Origin of the sequence: Microbacterium pratiae (assembly GCF_047302165.1) — a bacterium.
Taxonomy (GTDB): domain Bacteria; phylum Actinomycetota; class Actinomycetes; order Actinomycetales; family Microbacteriaceae; genus Microbacterium.
In genome coordinates, this window is sequence record NZ_CP154843.1 from 324,653 (window position 1) to 340,415 (window position 15,763).

Genomic DNA, 15,763 nt, shown 5'->3' on the forward strand with positions numbered 1-15,763 from the left:
GCACGCCTAGAGGCGCTTGAGCATCCGGGTGTTGCCCAGGGTGTTCGGCTTGACGTGCGCGAGGTCGAGGAACTCGGCGATGCCCTCGTCGGGGCTCCGGAGCAGCTGGGAGTAGACGTCGGCGTCGACGACCTGCTCGCCGATCGCCTCGAACCCGCGCCGCGCGAAGAAGTCGACCTCGAAGGTGAGGCAGAACAGCCGCGACAGGCCGAGTTCCCGAGCGCCCTGCTCGAGGCGGTCGACGATCGCGCCGCCCACCCCGCGGTGCAGCCACTCGTCGACCACGATGAGGGTGCGCACCTCGCCGAGGTCCTCCCACATGACGTGGAGGGCGCCGCATCCGATCAGCTGGCCGTCAGCCTCGGCGACGACGAACTCCTGCACCGACTCGTACAGCACGACGAGATCCTTGCCGAGGAGGATGCGCCGCTGGACCCAGGGGTCGAGCATCTCGCGGATGGCGCGGACGTCGCTCGCCCGCGCCGGGCGGACCACGAAGGCCGGGTGGTCGGAGGTCACACCTCAACGATAGTCCGCGCCGGTAAGGTTGCCTCAGCCCGAGATCCCTCCCGCTTTGGAGTGCCGACGTGAGCGTGCTCCGTGACTACGCAGCCGCAGTGTCCCAACCGACACTGCCGCTGTCGTCGCTCGCCCACGGGCCCGCCGACCTCTCGCGCTACGACGAGGTGGTCGACGCCGACGGCGGGCTCCGACCCGCCTGGCAGTCGCTCGCCGGCCTCGCGCTAGCCCTGACACCGTCCGAACTGGCCCGTGTCGAGGGCGAGATCACCCGCTTCCTGGCCGACGACGGCGTCACCTATGTCCGGCCCGACAGCGGCGCCCAGCCGTGGCAGCTCGATCCGGTGCCCCTCGTCGTCGACGCGGCCAGCTGGGCGCGGCTCGAGACCGGCCTCGCCCAGCGCGCCGAGCTGCTGAACGCCGTGCTGTCCGATCTGTACGGACCGCAGACCCTGCTGTCGTCCGGGATCGTCCCCGCCGCGGCCGTCCTCGGCCACTCGGGATTCCTTCGCCCCCTCGCGCGGGCGACCGCGGCCAACCGACATCCGCTGCTGCTGTCGGGCACCGATCTCGGTCGCGACGCCGACGGCGAATGGCGGGTGCTCGCCGACCGCGTGCAGGCTCCGTCCGGGCTCGGGTTCGCGATGGAGAACCGCCGCGTGATCTCGCAGGTGCTCCCCGACCTGTACCAGCAGAGCGACCCGCACCGCATGGAGCCGTACTTCTCGGCCCTGCACGCGACGCTGGCTGCGTCGGCGCCCGAGGGCGTCACGGAGCCTCGCGTGGTCGTGCTGACCCCGGGCCCGCACTCCGAGACCGCGTTCGACCAGGCGTTCCTGGCGCGAGGCCTGGGCCTGTCGCTCGTGCAGGGCAGCGACCTGGTCGTGCGCGGGGGCCGCGTGTGGATGAAGCCCACCGGATGGCCGCGCCGAGAACCGACCGAGCAGGTCGACGTCATCCTGCGCCGCGTCGACGCGGAGTGGTGCGACCCTCTCGAGCTGCGCTCCGACTCGCGCCTGGGCGTCGCCGGTCTCACCGAGGCGGTGCGACGCGGGACCGTGCGGCTCGTGAACGGGCTGGGCGCCGGCGTCCTGGAGAACCCCGCACTGCTGCCCTATCTGCCCGCCGCGTGCGAAGCCCTCCTCGGTGAGCAGCTGCGCCTGCCCGCCGTGCCGACGTGGTGGTGCGGCGACGACGAGGCGCGCGCGACCGTGCTCGACCGCGTCCGCTCCGAGGACCCCGCCCTGATCGTGCGCACGCTCGACGGATCGCGCCGCGACCTCGCGGGACGGGATGCCGCGGCCGTCGCCGATCGCATCGAGGCCGCACCGCACCGCTACGTCGGCCAGCAGCTGCTGCCGCTCTCGCAGGCCCCCGTGTGGACCGGCGAGGGGGCGCGCGCCCGGGCGCTGATCTTCCGCGCGTTCACCCTGCGCCACGGCTCGGCGTACCGCCCCCTCCTCGGCGGCCTCGCCACCGTGCGCGAGAGCCCCGACGCCGTACCGACCACGAAGGACGTGTGGGTCCTGAAGGCTGCCGAGGGCGACGCCGACCAGGGCCTCATCGAGATCGGCCCCCTCCCGGGCGGCCGCAGCGCTCCGAGCATCGCCCCGCGCGCCCTCGACGACATGTTCTGGTCGGGACGATACGCCGAGCGAGCCGAGGACCTGCTGCGCCTCGTGCTCACGGCGCAGCAGCAGCTCGACCTCGCCGGCGCAGGCCACGCCAGCCACACCAGCGCCCGGGTGCTGCGCGACGCGATCCACCGGCTCGCCGGCCCCGGACCGGATGCCGCCGACGCCGACTTCCGGTCGCTGCTGCTCGACGCCGCGCGCGCGGGCTCGACCGCCCACGCGCTCAGCCGGCTGCGTGACGCGCTCGACGGCGTCCGTGATCAGCTGTCCGGCGACACGTGGCGCGTCTTCGCCGGCATCGAACGCGCCTCACGTGCGCTGCGGGCGTCGCCCCATGCGCACCGCACGGCCGAGTCGGCGGGACGCATGCTCACCGTCGTGCTGTCGCTGCAGGGCGTGACCGCCAACATGATGCGCGACACCGGGTGGCACTTCATCGAGGCGGGACGGTTCCTCGAGCGCGCACTGCAGGTATGCCACATCCTGCGCGTCGTCGTCGACCGTCGCGATTCGCGCACCGAACGAGCCGTGCTCGAGGCGCTGCTCACCGCATCGGAGAGCATCGTCACCCACCGACGCCGCTTCCGCGGGGCGGTGCGCCTCGGCGACGTCCTCGACCTGCTGCTGCGCGACCCCGACAACCCCCGCTCGCTCGCGTTCTGCCTCGCCGAGCTGCGGACGCATCTGGCCGCTGCCCCCGCATCGACGGGCTCGACGCGACCCGAACGCCTGGTCGACGACCTCGAGACCTTGGTCGACACGCTCGACACGGATGCCCTGGGGGATGCCGTCGACGGCATCCGATCGCCCCTCGGCACGTTGCTCGACGACCTCACGGCGCAGCTCGAACAGCTCGGTGACGCGGTCGACGAGCTGCACTTCGAGAGCGGTCCGCCCCCGGTGGCGCTGTCGTCGCTCGCCCTCATCGAGGAACTGATGGAGGCTCGCGCGTGAAGCAGTACCGCGTCTGGCATCGCACCGCCTACACCTACAGCGCTCCCGTCGAAGACAGCGTCGGGCAGTTCCATCTGATCCCGCGTGATCTTCCGGGTCAGCAGGTGCGGGCGGCGGATGTCGTCGTCTCCCCCGCCCCGGGAGACATGCGCCGCGACTCCGACTATCACGGCAACTGGTCGACGTACTTCCATGTCACCGACGCGCACGAGGCCCTGTCGATCGAGGCCTCCAGCGAGGTCGTCGTCTCCGCACCGGAGTACGACTCGGCTGCGCTCGCGCTCCCCTGGGAGGCGGCCCGGCCGCTTCGGCATCCCGATCAGGAGGGGGCGTGGCGCGCCGCCGAGTTCGCGATGCCCTCGCCGCGCGTCGCGCAGTCCGAGGCCACCGCCGCCTACGGCGCGGTCTCGCTCACCCCGGGACGCCCGATCGGCGAAGCCGCGACCGACCTGATGCACCGGATCTACACCGACTTCGACTACGACAGCACCGCGACCACCGTGACGAGCACCGTCGCCGACGCGCTGGAGAAGCGGGCCGGCGTCTGCCAGGACTTCGCCCACGTCGCCCTGGCGTGCCTGCGCTCGCACGGGGTCGCGGCCCGCTACGTCTCGGGGTACCTCGCGACGCAGCCGCCGCCCGGCAAGGAGCGCGTTTTCGGCGCCGATGCCTCGCACGCGTGGCTCGCGGTGTGGCTGCCGGGAACCGACCAGTGGCTCGCGATCGATCCGACGAACGACCAGTGGGCGAACGACCGCTACGTCACGGTCGCGTGGGGCCGGGACTACGGCGACGTATCGCCCGTCAAGGGCATCATCTTCACCGAGGCGAAGACCTCGACCCTGCGCGTCTCGGTCGACGTCGCTCCCCTCGAGGCCTGACTCGACGGCATCCCGCACTCGTCTTTCGTCGCCGCGCGCGGATGCAAGGGATCCGAAGCGACGCCCCGGGTCGAGGCATCCATCTCCGGGGTGTCGGACACGAATGCTTGCATCCCGGCACGCCGGCTGATCAGCGGCGCGCGGCGTACTCGGTGGCCGCGGCGACCAGGCCGAGGAAGAGACGCCGGTCGGCGGCATCCTCTTCGGGATGCCACTGCACCGCGACCAGGAAGTCGGAGCCGGGCGATTCGATCGCCTGCGGCAGGCCCTCGCTGCTGCGGGCCGACACCACGAAATTGTCGCCGAGTCGGTCGATGCCCTGGTGGTGGTAGCTGCTCACCGTGAGCGACCCCGTCCCGACGAGCTCAGACAGCATGGTCCCACTCGAGACCACGACGTCGTTCCGCGCGAAGACGCCGCCGCCGAGCTGGTACCGATCGGTGCCCAGCGCGTCCGGCAGGTGCTGATGGAGAGTGCCGCCGGCCGCGACGTTGATGAGCTGGAGTCCCCGGCAGATGCCCAGAACCGGGATGCCGCGCTCGCGGGCGCCTCGCAGCAGCGCGAGCTCCCAATCGTCGCGGTCGGGCCGAGCCGGATCCGTCAGAGGATGCCGCTCGGCCCCATACAGCTCGGGCTGCACGTCGAGGCCGCCGGTGAGCACGAGCCCGTCGAGCCGGTCGAGCACCACGTCGGCGGCCGGTACGGGCGACGGCTGTGGCGGCAGCAGGATGGCGGCCCCGCCCGAGGCCGTCACGCCGTCGAAGTACTGCTGCGGCAGAAAGCTCGCCCGCACGTCCCACACCCCCTGGCGGGCTCGCTCGAGATAGGTCGTCAAGCCGATGACGGGCCGGGGCGCCGTCGTGGCGTCTTCGCTGCTCACGCGCCGATCGTAGAGCCGTCGTGTTTCGTGCCGGTCACACGCAGACGCGGTCTTCGAGCGAGCCGCGCGTCGCGCGCCGGAAGCCTGGCGTCGGTGGCCGGAGGTCGGCGGTCGCGAGTGTGACCGCGCAGGCGTCCCGTCGACAGGCTGAACCGGCTCGAAGCAGCAAGTATCACGCGCCCGGCCGCCCTCAGCCTGTCGACGGCACCGCGGGCAGGACTCGGCGGGGAGACGCGCGCCCACGAGCGCGGACAGATCAAGGCAAGGGACGGCGCAAGCAGACCAGACGCTCGCGAGCCTCCCACGACGGTTCGATGGCGAATCCCTGCGATCGGTAGAGTCCGAGCGCGTCGGCCCGCCAATCCCAGACCGACAGCCGCAGCCCGTCGGCTCCCGCGCGTTCGGCATGCTCGCGCGCGTACGCCAGGAGAGCCGCCGCGACCCCTTGGCGACGCCCGGCGGGTGCGACCCACAGCCGCTTCACCTCGATGTCACGACCGGAGCGCTGGAGCACCATCATGCCCACGGCACGACCGTCCTTCTCGGCGACGACGACATCGGCCTCCTCGAACACCGAGGCCGGGCCATCGACCTCGGCCTGGTACCGCGCGGGAAGTCCGGCACCCGAACCCCCGGGCTCAGCCACCCCGTGGCGGGCCTTCTCCCGTTCCGTCTGCAGGTGGTAGTCGCGAAGCAGCCCGGAAACGGCCGCCCAATCGGCATCCAGCCTGTCGACGGCACGAACCACAACGGCATTCGGCTGCATCCCGCCATTCTCCGGCACCCGCCGACCGGCAGCCCTCCGCAGCCAGAACCGGCCCCGCCCCCGAACCAGCACCCGGCCGGACACCCCGACCCGACACCCCCGCGAAACGCCGAAGGGGCGGATGCCGCAGCATCCGCCCCTTCGTACGTGTGGTCGCTCGCGCGATCCCGGTCAGTCGCCGCTCGCGGCGATGTCGGGCGTCGCGGCGATCTCGCCGGCTGCGCCGACTCCGACCGCGACCTTGCCCTCGCGGGGAGCGGTCTCGAAGACGAACTTCGTGCCCTCGGTGTCGACCTTCACGTGGTCGCCCGCGTTGAGTTCGCCGTGCAGGATCTTCTCGCTGAGCTGATCCTCGACCTCGCGCTGCATGGCGCGGCGCAGCGGCCGGGCTCCGAGCGTCGGGTCGAATCCGATCTCGATGAGGCGGTCCTTCGCCGAGTCCGACAGCTCGACGGTCATGTCGCGGTCAAGCAGACGGTCGCTGAGCCGCTTCGTGAACAGGTCGACGATCTGGCGGAGCTCGGTCTTGTTCAGCTGCGGGAAGACGATGACGTCGTCGACACGGTTGAGGAACTCGGGCTTGAAGTGCCGCTTGAGCTCTTCGTCGACCTTGCCCTTCATCCGCTCGTAGCTGGTCTGCGCGTTGCCCTCGACCTGGAAGCCGACCGGACCACCGGCGATAGCCGACGAACCGAGGTTCGTCGTCATGATGATGACGGTGTTCTTGAAGTCGACGACGCGGCCCTGACCGTCGGTCAGACGACCCTCTTCGAGGATCTGCAGCAGCGAGTTGAAGATGTCGGGGTGGGCCTTCTCGATCTCGTCGAACAGCACGACCGAGAACGGCTTGCGGCGCACCTTCTCGGTGAGCTGACCGCCCTCTTCGAAGCCGACGAACCCGGGAGGGGCACCGAACAGACGAGAGACGGTGTGCTTCTCGCCGTACTCCGACATGTCGAGGGAGATCAGCGCGCCCTCGTCGTCGAAGAGGAACTCGGCGAGCGCCTTGGCCAGCTCGGTCTTTCCGACGCCGGTGGGGCCGGCGAAGATGAACGAGCCCGAGGGACGCTTGGGGTCCTTCAGACCGGCGCGCTGGCGGCGGATGGTGCGGGAGAGAGCCGCGATGGCCTCTTCCTGTCCGACGACGCGCTGGTGCAGCGCCTTCTCCATGAAGACGAGACGGCTGGTCTCCTCCTCGGTGAGCTTGAACACCGGGATGCCGGTGGCCTGGGCGAGCACTTCGGCGATGAGGCCTTCGTCGACCACCGCGTGCGATGCCACGTCACCCGAGCGCCACTGCTTCTCGAGGCGCAGGCGCTCGGCGAGCAGCGACTTCTCCTCGTCGCGCAGCGAAGCGGCCTTCTCGAAGTCCTGCTCCTCGCTCGCGCGCTCCTTGTCCTCGCGGACCTTCGCGATCTTCTCGTCGAACTCGCGCAGCTCGGGCGGGGACGACAGGATCGACAGGCGCAGGCGGGCGCCGGCCTCGTCGATCAGGTCGATGGCCTTGTCGGGCAGGAAGCGGTCGCTGACGTAGCGGTCGGCCAGGTTCGCCGCGGCGACGAGGGCACCGTCCGTGATCTGCACCTTGTGGTGCGCCTCGTAGCGGTCGCGCAGCCCCTTCAGGATGTTGATCGCGTGAGGGATGCTGGGCTCGCCGACCTGGATCGGCTGGAACCGGCGCTCGAGCGCGGCATCCTTCTCGAAGTGCTTGCGGTACTCGTCGAGGGTCGTGGCTCCGATGGTCTGGAGCTCGCCCCGGGCGAGCAGCGGCTTGAGGATCGAGGCGGCGTCGATCGCGCCCTCGGCCGCACCGGCTCCGACGAGGGAGTGGATCTCGTCGATGAAGACGATGATGTCGCCGCGAGTGCGGATCTCCTTCGTGACCTTCTTCAGGCGCTCCTCGAAGTCACCGCGGTAGCGGGAACCGGCGATGAGCGAGCCGAGGTCGAGCGAGTAGACCTGCTTGTCCTTGAGCGTCTCGGGCACATCGCCCTTGACGATCGCCTGGGCGAGACCCTCGACGACGGCGGTCTTGCCGACGCCGGGCTCGCCGATCAGCACGGGGTTGTTCTTGGAGCGGCGCGAGAGGATCTGCATGACCCGCTCGATCTCCTTCTCGCGGCCGATGACCGGGTCGAGCTTGTTGTCGCGCGCGGCCTGCGTGAGGTTGCGCCCGAACTGGTCGAGCACGGCCGAGCCGCCCTGCGGCGCCTGGGTCTGCTCGCCCGCGCCGACGGTCGCGCCGGCGGGCTCCTTGCCCTGGTAGCCGCTGAGCAGCTGGATGACCTGCTGGCGCACCTTGTTCAGGTCGGCGCCGAGCTTGACGAGCACCTGAGCGGCGACGCCCTCGCCCTCGCGGATGAGGCCGAGGAGGATGTGCTCGGTGCCGATGTAGTTGTGTCCGAGCTGCAGCGCTTCGCGCAGCGACAGCTCGAGGACCTTCTTGGCACGCGGCGTGAACGGGATGTGACCGGTCGGCTGCTGCTGGCCCTGGCCGATGATGTCCTGGACCTGCTCGCGCACGGCGTCGAGCGAGATGCCGAGACTCTCGAGGGCCTTGGCGGCGACGCCTTCGCCCTCGTGGATCAGGCCGAGGAGGATGTGCTCGGTCCCGATGTAGTTGTGGTTGAGCATCTTCGCCTCTTCTTGGGCGAGCACGACCACGCGACGGGCACGATCCGTGAATCTCTCGAACATCGTCAGCCTCCTTCGAGCGCCGGGAGTCCGGGCGCTTACGAAAGAGAGTAACCAGGCACGGATACGGGTATGCCCGTGTTCGCCGTCGGCATAGCGTTACGCGGGGTTGCGCTCGGCAGGTCCAGGCCATAACGTTTGTCGATAACAACGACTATCGATATGAAGGGTCTCCGAATGCTGAGCCTCTGGAACATCGGCCCGATCGTGTGGATCGCCGCTGCCGCGCTCATCGTGGCGATCGCCCTCTTCGTCGCCGCCGCGGCCCGCGCCCGCCGCCGTGGCGACACCTCCCCCGTAGTGAGCCTGGCGCTCACGCTCTCCGCACTCTGGGCCGCTTTCAGCCTGCTCGGCGCGGTCATCTCGGTGGTGCAGAACCTCGCCGCCGATGCGCCGCGAATGAGCGTTCCCGTGGCACGCTTCTGGCCCGACCTGCTTCCGGGTGTCACGATCGACACGGGCCCGACGGCCGAAGTCGTCGGCGGCGGGTTCATGGTCGCCGAGGTCGACGTCTCGGGGGTCGGCCCGCTGGCGCGAGGCCTGTGGACGGCCGGACAGGCGCTGTGGTCGCTGATCCCCGCCGCGATCGCCGCCCTCATCGCCGTCGCGTGCTTCCAGCTGCTCGCCGGACGCGCCTTCGATCGCATCATCGTGCGCATGACGATGGCTACGGCCGTCATCGTCGCCGCCGGCGGCACCGCCGCCCAGCTGCTCTCGGACATCGCCGGCAGCATGGCATCGCACGAGTTGTTCACGCGCGGCAGCGCGGGGTGGACCGAGATCCCGGGGATCGATGATCCGTTCGCCTGGTGGCCGCAGGCGACGATGAACGTCACCCTGCCGTTCTGGCCGATCGCCGCGGGGCTCGGCCTCGCCGCTCTCGCCGCCGTGTTCCGGTACGGATCACGACTCCAGCGCGAGACGAAAGGACTGGTGTGATGACGCTCACCCGCGGACCCCGCTCGGACGCCGCCGACGCGATCACGGTCCTCTTGCTCGGCATCGGCGCCGCGATCACCGTCGTCCTGTCAGTCGTCGCACGGTTCCTCGACGCTTTCCGCGACGCGGGCGTCGCCTGGAGGATCGACATCGACGACGAGCCGTTCGCGGCGTCGCTCGGATCGGGTGACGGATACGTCGACGGCATCGTCGAGAACGCGCTCGTCATCGCCCCCGGGGTCGACGGGGCCACCGCGGCGGCGCTCGCCGGGTCGATCGTCGCCTGGGGCCTCGCATGCCTTCTCGTGGTCCTCGCGGTGATGTACGTCGCGCGGAGCTTCCTGCGCGGCCGGTTCTTCGTCCCCGCGACCGCGCGCGCCTTCGACGTCATCGGGTGGTCCATCGTCGGGGGCGGGCTCGTGGTGCTGATCCTCGAGAACATCGGGCGCAACGGCATCCTCGCCGCCCTGGGCGTCGGTGAGGGCGAGCCGCTGCACTTCCTCGACTTCTGGTCCTATGCGCCGGCCTGGGCGGTCGGCGTGGCCGTCGGTCTGGTCGCGATCGCGTTCCGCCGCGGTGTGCGCCTTCAGCGCGACACCGAGGGACTCGTATGAGCCCGGCCGACGAGGAAGGCCCGAGCGGCGTCCACTGCCGCCTCGATGAGCTGCTCGCCGAGCGCGGGATGACCCTCACGCGCCTGTCCGAGATCGTCGGCGTCTCTGTGGTGAACCTCTCGGTGCTCAAGAACGACCGAGCCCGCGCCATCCGCTATTCGACGCTGTCGGCGATCTGCCGGGCCCTCGATTGCGAGATCGGCGACCTGCTCGTGCGGGCCGACTGACGACGAAAGGGTCGGGGTGCGGCGATCGACACCCCGACGCGATCGCGCGCCGGCCTATTACCGCGTGCCGCTGAGGTCGTGGATGAGCTCGCGCTCGTCCTTCTCCGACAGCGAGGTCTGCACGACGGTGCCGTTGTAACCGGCGAGCGCCGACGCGAACTTGTCCGTCGTGATCTTGGTCGCGTAGAGCACGACCGCCGACTTCCCGGCGGACACCGCGGACTTCACGCGGTCGCGGAACTCGGCATCCAGATTCGTCTTGTCGAGACCGGCGAACAGCGCCCCGAACAGGCCGCCGAAGACGAGCCCGGCGATGGGCACGAAGAACAGGATGCCGACCAGCGCGCCGAACAGCGCCCCGCCCGCGGCACCCGCACCGACCTTGCCGACGACGCCCGGATACTCGACCTTCGTCTTGCCCTCGTCGTCGACCTTGACCAGCGCCAGCCCGGCGAGCTCGACCACGAGGTCGTTCTGGAGGACTTGGATCTCGTTGTACGCGGCCTCGGCATCCGCCTCGGTGTCGAATGCGATCACGATCAAATCGGCCATGACGTCCTCATTCCCTGTGTCTGGTCCCCTCGAGGGCGACGGTATCCGCGCGACCGAGGGGCGACAAGGGGGGTCGCGGGCGGCCTCGGCACGCCCGCGACGATCAGCTCAGGCTGAACCCGCCGTCGCTCGTGATCACCTGCCCGACGAGCCACGCGCCGCCGGGGCTGCACAGCCAGGCGATCAGGTCAGCGGGGTCCTGGGGCCGCCCCACCCGTCCGAACGGCGTCGTCGCCAGCCAGTCGTCGAGGCCGTCCAGAGAGCGGTCGCTCGTTTCGGGGTCGAGGTAGCCGGTGTTCACCGGTCCCGGATTGACCGTGTTGAGGACGATGCCGAGCTCGAGCAGCTCCGCGGCCACCGTTCTGGTGGCGCCGGCGAGGGCGGCCTTGCTCGTCGCATAGGCGACTTCTCCGACCATGGGGCCGTGGATCTGGCCGGACGTCATCCACACGACGTTCCCGCGCGGCGACTCGTAGGGTTTGGCACCCGCGATCCGATCGCCGGGCCGTCGCGGCGTATCCGACGCTGGCGTCGTGGCGAGGCGCCGGGCGAACGCCGAGGTGAGGAGGAGGGTGGCGCGCGTGTTGACGTCCCAGAAGGCGTCGAGACGCGCAGGCGTCATGTCGAGGATGCTGCCGTCGTCGCCGCTCTTGGCGTGGTTGCAGACGAGGATGTCGAGCCCGCCGGTGACCGCAGCGGCCTCGTCGATCAGCTCGGCGGCTGCCGTCGGCACGCTCAGGTCGCCGGCGATGTCGAAGAAGCGCGCATCGCCGACGAGGTGAGAACGGATGCCGTCGCGTACGGCGTCGAGGTCGTCACCGCCCCACGGCAGGTCGAGGTCGTGGGGTTGGTGGTGATGGATGACCACGCTCGCGCCGAGCCCGGCGAGGGTCGTGGCGACGGCGAAGCCGATGCCCCGGCGGCGCGAGACGCCGGTGACGAGGGCCGTCTTCCCGCTCAGCGGAAACGCGCGTGCAGAAGAAGGAGAAGAGTGCATGGGTGAACCTTTCGATCGCGTCGACATCGACGCGCGGATGGGGATCGGAGGCGGTTCACCGGCATTGCATGCGACACAGCCTAACGAGCAGCCGCGCCGACGTCACGCGAGACGCCGTCACCCGGCACGGAGCAACGGCACGCCGTGGCGTTCGAGCGCGTCCAGGCTGTTCGCCGGAGCCGCGGGGTCGACGATGACCGCCGTGACCGCTTCGAACGGAAGCACCGCGAAGGGTGAGACGGCGCCGATCTTCTCCTCACTGGCGAGGACGTAGGTCTCGGCGGCCCGCTCCGCGAGCACCCGCTTCATCGCCGCCTCGTCGGCGTCGCCGGTGGTCAGGCCCGCGTCGGCATGGACGCCGGTGACGCCGAGGAGGAAGCGGTCGGCGTGGACCATGCGGGCGGCCTCCACCGCCGCCGCCCCGCTCGCGACCGCCGAGTGCTTGAAGAGCCGCCCGCCGATGATGATGACGTCGGCCGCGTGATCGAGCAGCGCGGCGGCGACGGTCGGGCTGTGGGTCACGATCGTGCAGCTCACCGCCGGGTCGAGCGCCCGCACGGTCGCGAGAGCGGTGGTGCCGCCATCCACGATCACCGTGCTGCCGGGCTCGATCAGGCCTGCGGCGAAGCGCGCGATGCGCTGCTTGCTCTCGGTGGCCACCGCCTGCCGAGACGCGTAGTCGACGACCGCGGGCGACGCGGGAACCGCTCCCCCGTAGACGCGAACCGCGAGGCCGGCGGCATCCAGCTCGCGGAGATCGCGACGGATGCTGTCTTCGGAGACTCCCAGCTCGGCGGCCAGCTCTTTGGCGACGATGCGACCGTCGGCGCGCAGCCGCGCGAGCAGCAGATCCTTCCGCGATGCAGCGAGCATTCCGACTCCTTCACGTTCTTGCACGTTTATGCATATTATTCGATTATGACTGAACCAGCCACCACGGCATCCCTCATGATCCTCATCGCCGGACCCTACGCCTCGGGCACCGGCGGAGACCCCGCGCTGATGCGGCGCAACCTGGACCGCCTGGAGGAGGCCGCCTGGCCCCTCTTCGCAGCAGGTCACATCCCGATGATCGGTGAGTGGGTCGCGCTGCCCGTGCTCACGAGCGCCGGGGCGACCGGCCCCACCGATCCACTGGCCGAGAAGGTGATGTACCCCGTCGCACACCGTCTGCTGCAGCGCTGCGACGCGGTCCTCCGCCTGCCCGGCGAGTCGCGCGGTGCGGATCAGGATGTCGCGATCGCCCGTGAGCGGGGCATCCCCGTCTATACCTCCCTCGAAGATGTCCCCGGCGTCGCATGAAGCGTTTCATGCGGCGGGTCGATGAATACTCAGGAAAATCATCAGGGTTTCCCAGAAACGGCGGAAAGTGGATAGAGTCGTTCGACGTGAACACTGCTCGTCGACTCCTCGCCCTGCCCGCCGCCGCGCTGACCGTCGCTCTGCTCGCGACCGGCTGCTCCGCTCTCAACGCCTTCAGCGGTGGCGGAGCCGCTGCCCCCGTCCGCGACGAGTCCGGCGCGATCGCGGAGTCGAACGCGAGCACCGACGTCTTCGCGATCCGCGTCGGCGACTGCATGCTCGACTCCGGCACGGCCGACACCGAGGTCACCGAGACGCCCACCGTCCCGTGCAGCGAGGCCCACGACCTCGAGGCGTACCACGCACAGGACATCGACGCCGACGAGTTCCCCGGAGTCGAGGCGGCTCAGACCGAGGCAGAGCAGGTCTGCTACGACGCCTTCGCACCGTTCGTCGGCATCTCGTACGAAGAGTCGGTCCTCGGCTTCAACTACTACGTCCCCACCCAGGGAAGCTGGGATGCCGGCGACCGCGAGATCCTCTGCCTCATCGGCGACCCGCAGGGCCAGGTGACCGGCACCCTCGCCGGCGCCGCGCGCTGACACTTTTCTCGGTACCGCCCTCCGGCGGCTGAACCGACTGCCCGTGGTGGACCACCGTCCATCCCGGGCAGTCGTCGTTTCGGGGGGCAGTTCCGTCAGACGAGCTCGTCGACCAGCCGACGGATGCGCTCGCGGATGTCGTCGCGAATGGGGCGGACGGCATCGATGCCCTGCCCGGCCGGGTCGTCGAGCTTCCAGTCCTCGTAGCGCTTGCCGGGGAAGTACGGGCACGCGTCGCCGCATCCCATCGTGATCACGACGTCGGACGCCTGCACCGCCTCGGTCGTGAGCACCTTCGGCTGCTCCGCGGTGATGTCGATGCCGAGCTCGGCCATCGCCTCGACCGCGACCGGGTTGATCTGCTCAGCGGGCATGGATCCGGCCGAGCGGACCTCGATGCGCTCACCCGCGAGGTCACGCAAGAAGCCTGCCGCCATCTGCGACCGACCGGCGTTGTGCACGCAGACGAAGAGGACGGAGGGCGTGGTGTCGGTCATGGTGCCTCTACTCTCGCGCATCGGCGGCGCGACGGCGACTTTGGGAGGATGAGGTCATGAACGCGCCCACCCTCATCGACCTCGACGCATGGCCGCGCCGGCAGCACTTCGAGCACTACCTCCGGTCTGTTCGCTGCAGCTACTCGATGACGGTCGATATCGACGTGACGGACTTCGTCGCGGCGGTGCGCACCTCCGGGCGTCGTACCTACATCGCGCAAGTCTGGGCGATCGGATCGATCGTCAACCGTCACCCGGAGTTCCGCATGACGCTCACCGCCGACGGCGCTCCCGCGGTATGGCCGGAGGCCCATCCGTCGTTCACGATCTTCCACGCCGAGACCGAGACCTTCTCGAGTGTGTCAGTGGCCTTCGACAGCGACTTCGGCCGTTTTCACGACGCCGCGGCCCGGGTGATCGCCGATCACGCCGGCAGCACCGAGCTCTTCCCGCAGGGCCCGCCGCCTCCGAACAGCTTCGATGTGTCGAGCCTGCCGTGGACCGACTTCACCGGGTTCAATCTGAACGTCGAGGGCGTCGGAGCCCACCTCGCGCCGATCTTCACGCTCGGGCGGTACCACGAGCGCGACGATCGCACGTGGCTTCCTGTCGCCGTGCAGGTGCACCACGCCGCAGCCGACGGCTTCCACACCGCCCGGCTTATCAACGAGCTGCGCGGTCTCCTCTCCGACCCGAGCTGGCTCGCGGCATGAGCGCGCTGCGCGAGTGGCTGCGCTCGCAACCGTCGCTGACCGGACGTCCTCCGGAGTTCGACACCGAGCGACTCCCGGCCTCACCCGGAGCACTGTTCGAGACCTGGATCCGCGCCGCGGCATCCGCGGGCGTCGCCGAGCCTCACGCCGCGACCCTGGCGACGGTCGATGCCGACGGCATCCCCGATGCCCGGACGTTGATCGTCAAGGACGTCGACGAGCGGGGGTGGGCGTTCGCGAGCACGCGTTCGTCAGCGAAGGGCGGGCAGCTCGCGGACCACCCTGCGGCTGCTCTGGCGTTCTGGTGGCAGCCGGTGATGCGGGCGGTGCGCGTGCGCGGTCCGGTGCGCGAGGCCGAAGCGGCGGACACCGCAGCCGACCTCGCCGCCCGGTCGGCAGCCGCCCGCCGCGACGTCGCGGACGGCGACTGGGCGCTCTGGCGTCTCGAGGCGACCCGCGTGGAGTTCTGGCAGGGGTCGCTCGACCGTCGCCATACCCGTGTCGTCTACGAACGCGACGGGGCGACCTGGCGGCACGCGCTTCTCGGAGGCGCGGCATGACGGTGCACTACTCCCTGACACCGCCCACTACCGCCGAGTTCGCGACGCTCTACGCCGAGACCGGCTGGGCCGAGTGGTCGCCCGAGACCTTCGAGCGCGCCCTCGCGGGCAGCTGGGTCGTGTGCTCAGCGCGCGACGACGACGGGAAGCTGGTGGGCATCGGCCGGCTGATCAGCGACGGCGCGCTGCACGCGTTCGTCACCGAGATGATCGTGGCGACCTCCGCGCGAGGCGCGGGCATCGGAAGCGAGATCCTGCGGATGCTGGTCGACGAGTCACGCAGACGCGGGGTCAGCGACATCCAGCTCTTCGCCGCGCGCGGCCGGGCCGCGTTCTACGAACGTCACGGCTTCGCTGCCCGCTCCGCCGAGGGCCCGGGCATGGAGATCGTCGACGCCGGTTGACCCGGACGCCCCGCACGAGCGCCGGTGA

Annotated in this window: 18 protein-coding genes; 10 read left to right on the top strand and 8 right to left on the bottom strand. The window is 70.3% G+C overall.

Features of this window, described 5'->3' with window-relative positions:
* Window positions 1-6 precede the first annotated feature (6 nt).
* Complete coding sequence (locus tag AA0Y20_RS01505; protein WP_412936860.1) at window positions 7-519, bottom strand: amino-acid N-acetyltransferase; 513 nt, start codon at window positions 517-519, stop codon at window positions 7-9.
* Window positions 520-617: 98 nt separating this feature from the next.
* Between AA0Y20_RS01505 and AA0Y20_RS01510 the strand changes: the two genes are divergently transcribed.
* Both AA0Y20_RS01510 and AA0Y20_RS01515 read left to right on the top strand, forming a co-directional pair.
* Complete coding sequence (locus AA0Y20_RS01510) at window positions 618-3,107, top strand: circularly permuted type 2 ATP-grasp protein (protein WP_412936862.1); 2,490 nt, start codon at window positions 618-620, stop codon at window positions 3,105-3,107.
* Entirely contained in the window at window positions 3,104-3,988 is an 885-nt protein-coding gene (locus tag AA0Y20_RS01515) for a transglutaminase family protein (protein ID WP_412936863.1), read from the top strand. Before AA0Y20_RS01510 ends, AA0Y20_RS01515 begins: the two co-directional genes overlap by 4 nt.
* A 130-nt stretch (window positions 3,989-4,118) precedes the next feature.
* Here AA0Y20_RS01515 and AA0Y20_RS01520 read toward each other — a convergent pair whose 3' ends face one another.
* The 3 genes from AA0Y20_RS01520 to AA0Y20_RS01530 all read right to left on the bottom strand — a co-directional run bounded on the left by AA0Y20_RS01520 (window position 4,119) and on the right by AA0Y20_RS01530 (window position 8,331).
* Entirely contained in the window at window positions 4,119-4,868 is a 750-nt protein-coding gene (locus AA0Y20_RS01520) for a gamma-glutamyl-gamma-aminobutyrate hydrolase family protein (protein ID WP_412936865.1), read from the bottom strand.
* A 256-nt stretch (window positions 4,869-5,124) separates the two neighbouring features.
* Window positions 5,125-5,634, bottom strand: a complete 510-nt coding sequence (locus tag AA0Y20_RS01525; RefSeq protein ID WP_412936867.1) for a GNAT family N-acetyltransferase — start codon at window positions 5,632-5,634, stop codon at window positions 5,125-5,127.
* Between the two features lie 171 nt (window positions 5,635-5,805).
* Window positions 5,806-8,331, bottom strand: coding sequence for an ATP-dependent Clp protease ATP-binding subunit (locus tag AA0Y20_RS01530; protein ID WP_412936869.1), 2,526 nt, complete (start codon window positions 8,329-8,331; stop codon window positions 5,806-5,808).
* A gap of 174 nt (window positions 8,332-8,505) precedes the next feature.
* Between AA0Y20_RS01530 and AA0Y20_RS01535 the strand changes: the two genes are divergently transcribed.
* Genes AA0Y20_RS01535 through AA0Y20_RS01545 form a run of 3 tightly spaced genes read left to right on the top strand, consistent with a single transcriptional unit; the run spans window position 8,506 to window position 10,108 of the window.
* Complete coding sequence (locus tag AA0Y20_RS01535; RefSeq protein ID WP_412936871.1) at window positions 8,506-9,267, top strand: hypothetical protein; 762 nt, start codon at window positions 8,506-8,508, stop codon at window positions 9,265-9,267.
* Window positions 9,267-9,881: a hypothetical protein gene (locus AA0Y20_RS01540; RefSeq protein ID WP_412936873.1), complete on the top strand. Its 615-nt coding sequence runs from the start codon at window positions 9,267-9,269 to the stop codon at window positions 9,879-9,881. The genes AA0Y20_RS01535 and AA0Y20_RS01540 overlap by 1 nt, the downstream gene beginning before the upstream one ends.
* The gene (locus tag AA0Y20_RS01545; protein WP_094260618.1) at window positions 9,878-10,108 is read left to right on the top strand and encodes a helix-turn-helix domain-containing protein; all 231 of its coding nucleotides are present in this window, start codon (window positions 9,878-9,880) and stop codon (window positions 10,106-10,108) included. The genes AA0Y20_RS01540 and AA0Y20_RS01545 overlap by 4 nt, the downstream gene beginning before the upstream one ends.
* Before the next feature lie 57 nt (window positions 10,109-10,165).
* Here AA0Y20_RS01545 and AA0Y20_RS01550 read toward each other — a convergent pair whose 3' ends face one another.
* The 3 genes from AA0Y20_RS01550 to AA0Y20_RS01560 all read right to left on the bottom strand — a co-directional run bounded on the left by AA0Y20_RS01550 (window position 10,166) and on the right by AA0Y20_RS01560 (window position 12,530).
* A complete protein-coding gene (locus tag AA0Y20_RS01550) occupies window positions 10,166-10,660 on the bottom strand; it encodes a DUF1269 domain-containing protein (protein WP_412936875.1) in 495 nt (164 codons plus the stop codon).
* 103 nt (window positions 10,661-10,763) lie between these two features.
* The gene (locus AA0Y20_RS01555) at window positions 10,764-11,657 is read right to left on the bottom strand and encodes an SDR family oxidoreductase (protein WP_412936877.1); all 894 of its coding nucleotides are present in this window, start codon (window positions 11,655-11,657) and stop codon (window positions 10,764-10,766) included.
* Between the two features lie 117 nt (window positions 11,658-11,774).
* Entirely contained in the window at window positions 11,775-12,530 is a 756-nt protein-coding gene (locus tag AA0Y20_RS01560; RefSeq protein WP_412936879.1) for a DeoR/GlpR family DNA-binding transcription regulator, read from the bottom strand.
* Window positions 12,531-12,575: 45 nt separating this feature from the next.
* On the opposite strand from AA0Y20_RS01560, the gene AA0Y20_RS01565 reads away from it, so the two are divergent.
* Window positions 12,576-12,959: a DUF4406 domain-containing protein gene (locus AA0Y20_RS01565; RefSeq protein WP_412936881.1), complete on the top strand. Its 384-nt coding sequence runs from the start codon at window positions 12,576-12,578 to the stop codon at window positions 12,957-12,959.
* A gap of 86 nt (window positions 12,960-13,045) precedes the next feature.
* The gene (locus AA0Y20_RS01570) at window positions 13,046-13,561 is read left to right on the top strand and encodes a septum formation family protein (protein WP_412936883.1); all 516 of its coding nucleotides are present in this window, start codon (window positions 13,046-13,048) and stop codon (window positions 13,559-13,561) included.
* Window positions 13,562-13,656: 95 nt separating this feature from the next.
* Here AA0Y20_RS01570 and AA0Y20_RS01575 read toward each other — a convergent pair whose 3' ends face one another.
* On the bottom strand, window positions 13,657-14,058 hold the full coding sequence (locus AA0Y20_RS01575) for an arsenate reductase ArsC (RefSeq protein ID WP_412936885.1): 402 nt from the start codon (window positions 14,056-14,058) through the stop codon (window positions 13,657-13,659).
* A gap of 56 nt (window positions 14,059-14,114) precedes the next feature.
* Here AA0Y20_RS01575 and catA point away from each other — a divergent pair, with 56 nt between their 5' ends.
* Genes catA through AA0Y20_RS01590 form a run of 3 tightly spaced genes read left to right on the top strand, consistent with a single transcriptional unit; the run spans window position 14,115 to window position 15,735 of the window.
* A complete protein-coding gene (catA, locus tag AA0Y20_RS01580; protein WP_412936887.1) occupies window positions 14,115-14,771 on the top strand; it encodes a type A chloramphenicol O-acetyltransferase in 657 nt (218 codons plus the stop codon).
* A complete protein-coding gene (locus AA0Y20_RS01585; protein WP_412936888.1) occupies window positions 14,768-15,331 on the top strand; it encodes a pyridoxamine 5'-phosphate oxidase family protein in 564 nt (187 codons plus the stop codon). Before catA ends, AA0Y20_RS01585 begins: the two co-directional genes overlap by 4 nt.
* A complete protein-coding gene (locus AA0Y20_RS01590) occupies window positions 15,328-15,735 on the top strand; it encodes a GNAT family N-acetyltransferase (protein WP_412936890.1) in 408 nt (135 codons plus the stop codon). Before AA0Y20_RS01585 ends, AA0Y20_RS01590 begins: the two co-directional genes overlap by 4 nt.
* Window positions 15,736-15,763: the final 28 nt, after the last annotated feature.

Coding starts and splice junctions, on each gene's coding strand:
- AA0Y20_RS01530 (WP_412936869.1), bottom strand. CDS start 8,331: ATGTTCGAGAGATTCACGGATCGTGCCCGTCGCGTGGTCGTGCTCGCC.
- AA0Y20_RS01525 (WP_412936867.1), bottom strand. CDS start 5,634: ATGCAGCCGAATGCCGTTGTGGTTCGTGCCGTCGACAGGCTGGATGCC.
- AA0Y20_RS01585 (WP_412936888.1), top strand. CDS start 14,768: ATGAGCGCGCTGCGCGAGTGGCTGCGCTCGCAACCGTCGCTGACCGGA.
- AA0Y20_RS01550 (WP_412936875.1), bottom strand. CDS start 10,660: ATGGCCGATTTGATCGTGATCGCATTCGACACCGAGGCGGATGCCGAG.
- catA (WP_412936887.1), top strand. CDS start 14,115: ATGAACGCGCCCACCCTCATCGACCTCGACGCATGGCCGCGCCGGCAG.
- AA0Y20_RS01560 (WP_412936879.1), bottom strand. CDS start 12,530: ATGCTCGCTGCATCGCGGAAGGATCTGCTGCTCGCGCGGCTGCGCGCC.
- AA0Y20_RS01590 (WP_412936890.1), top strand. CDS start 15,328: ATGACGGTGCACTACTCCCTGACACCGCCCACTACCGCCGAGTTCGCG.
- AA0Y20_RS01575 (WP_412936885.1), bottom strand. CDS start 14,058: ATGACCGACACCACGCCCTCCGTCCTCTTCGTCTGCGTGCACAACGCC.
- AA0Y20_RS01565 (WP_412936881.1), top strand. CDS start 12,576: ATGACTGAACCAGCCACCACGGCATCCCTCATGATCCTCATCGCCGGA.
- AA0Y20_RS01555 (WP_412936877.1), bottom strand. CDS start 11,657: ATGCACTCTTCTCCTTCTTCTGCACGCGCGTTTCCGCTGAGCGGGAAG.
- AA0Y20_RS01545 (WP_094260618.1), top strand. CDS start 9,878: ATGAGCCCGGCCGACGAGGAAGGCCCGAGCGGCGTCCACTGCCGCCTC.
- AA0Y20_RS01540 (WP_412936873.1), top strand. CDS start 9,267: ATGACGCTCACCCGCGGACCCCGCTCGGACGCCGCCGACGCGATCACG.
- AA0Y20_RS01535 (WP_412936871.1), top strand. CDS start 8,506: ATGCTGAGCCTCTGGAACATCGGCCCGATCGTGTGGATCGCCGCTGCC.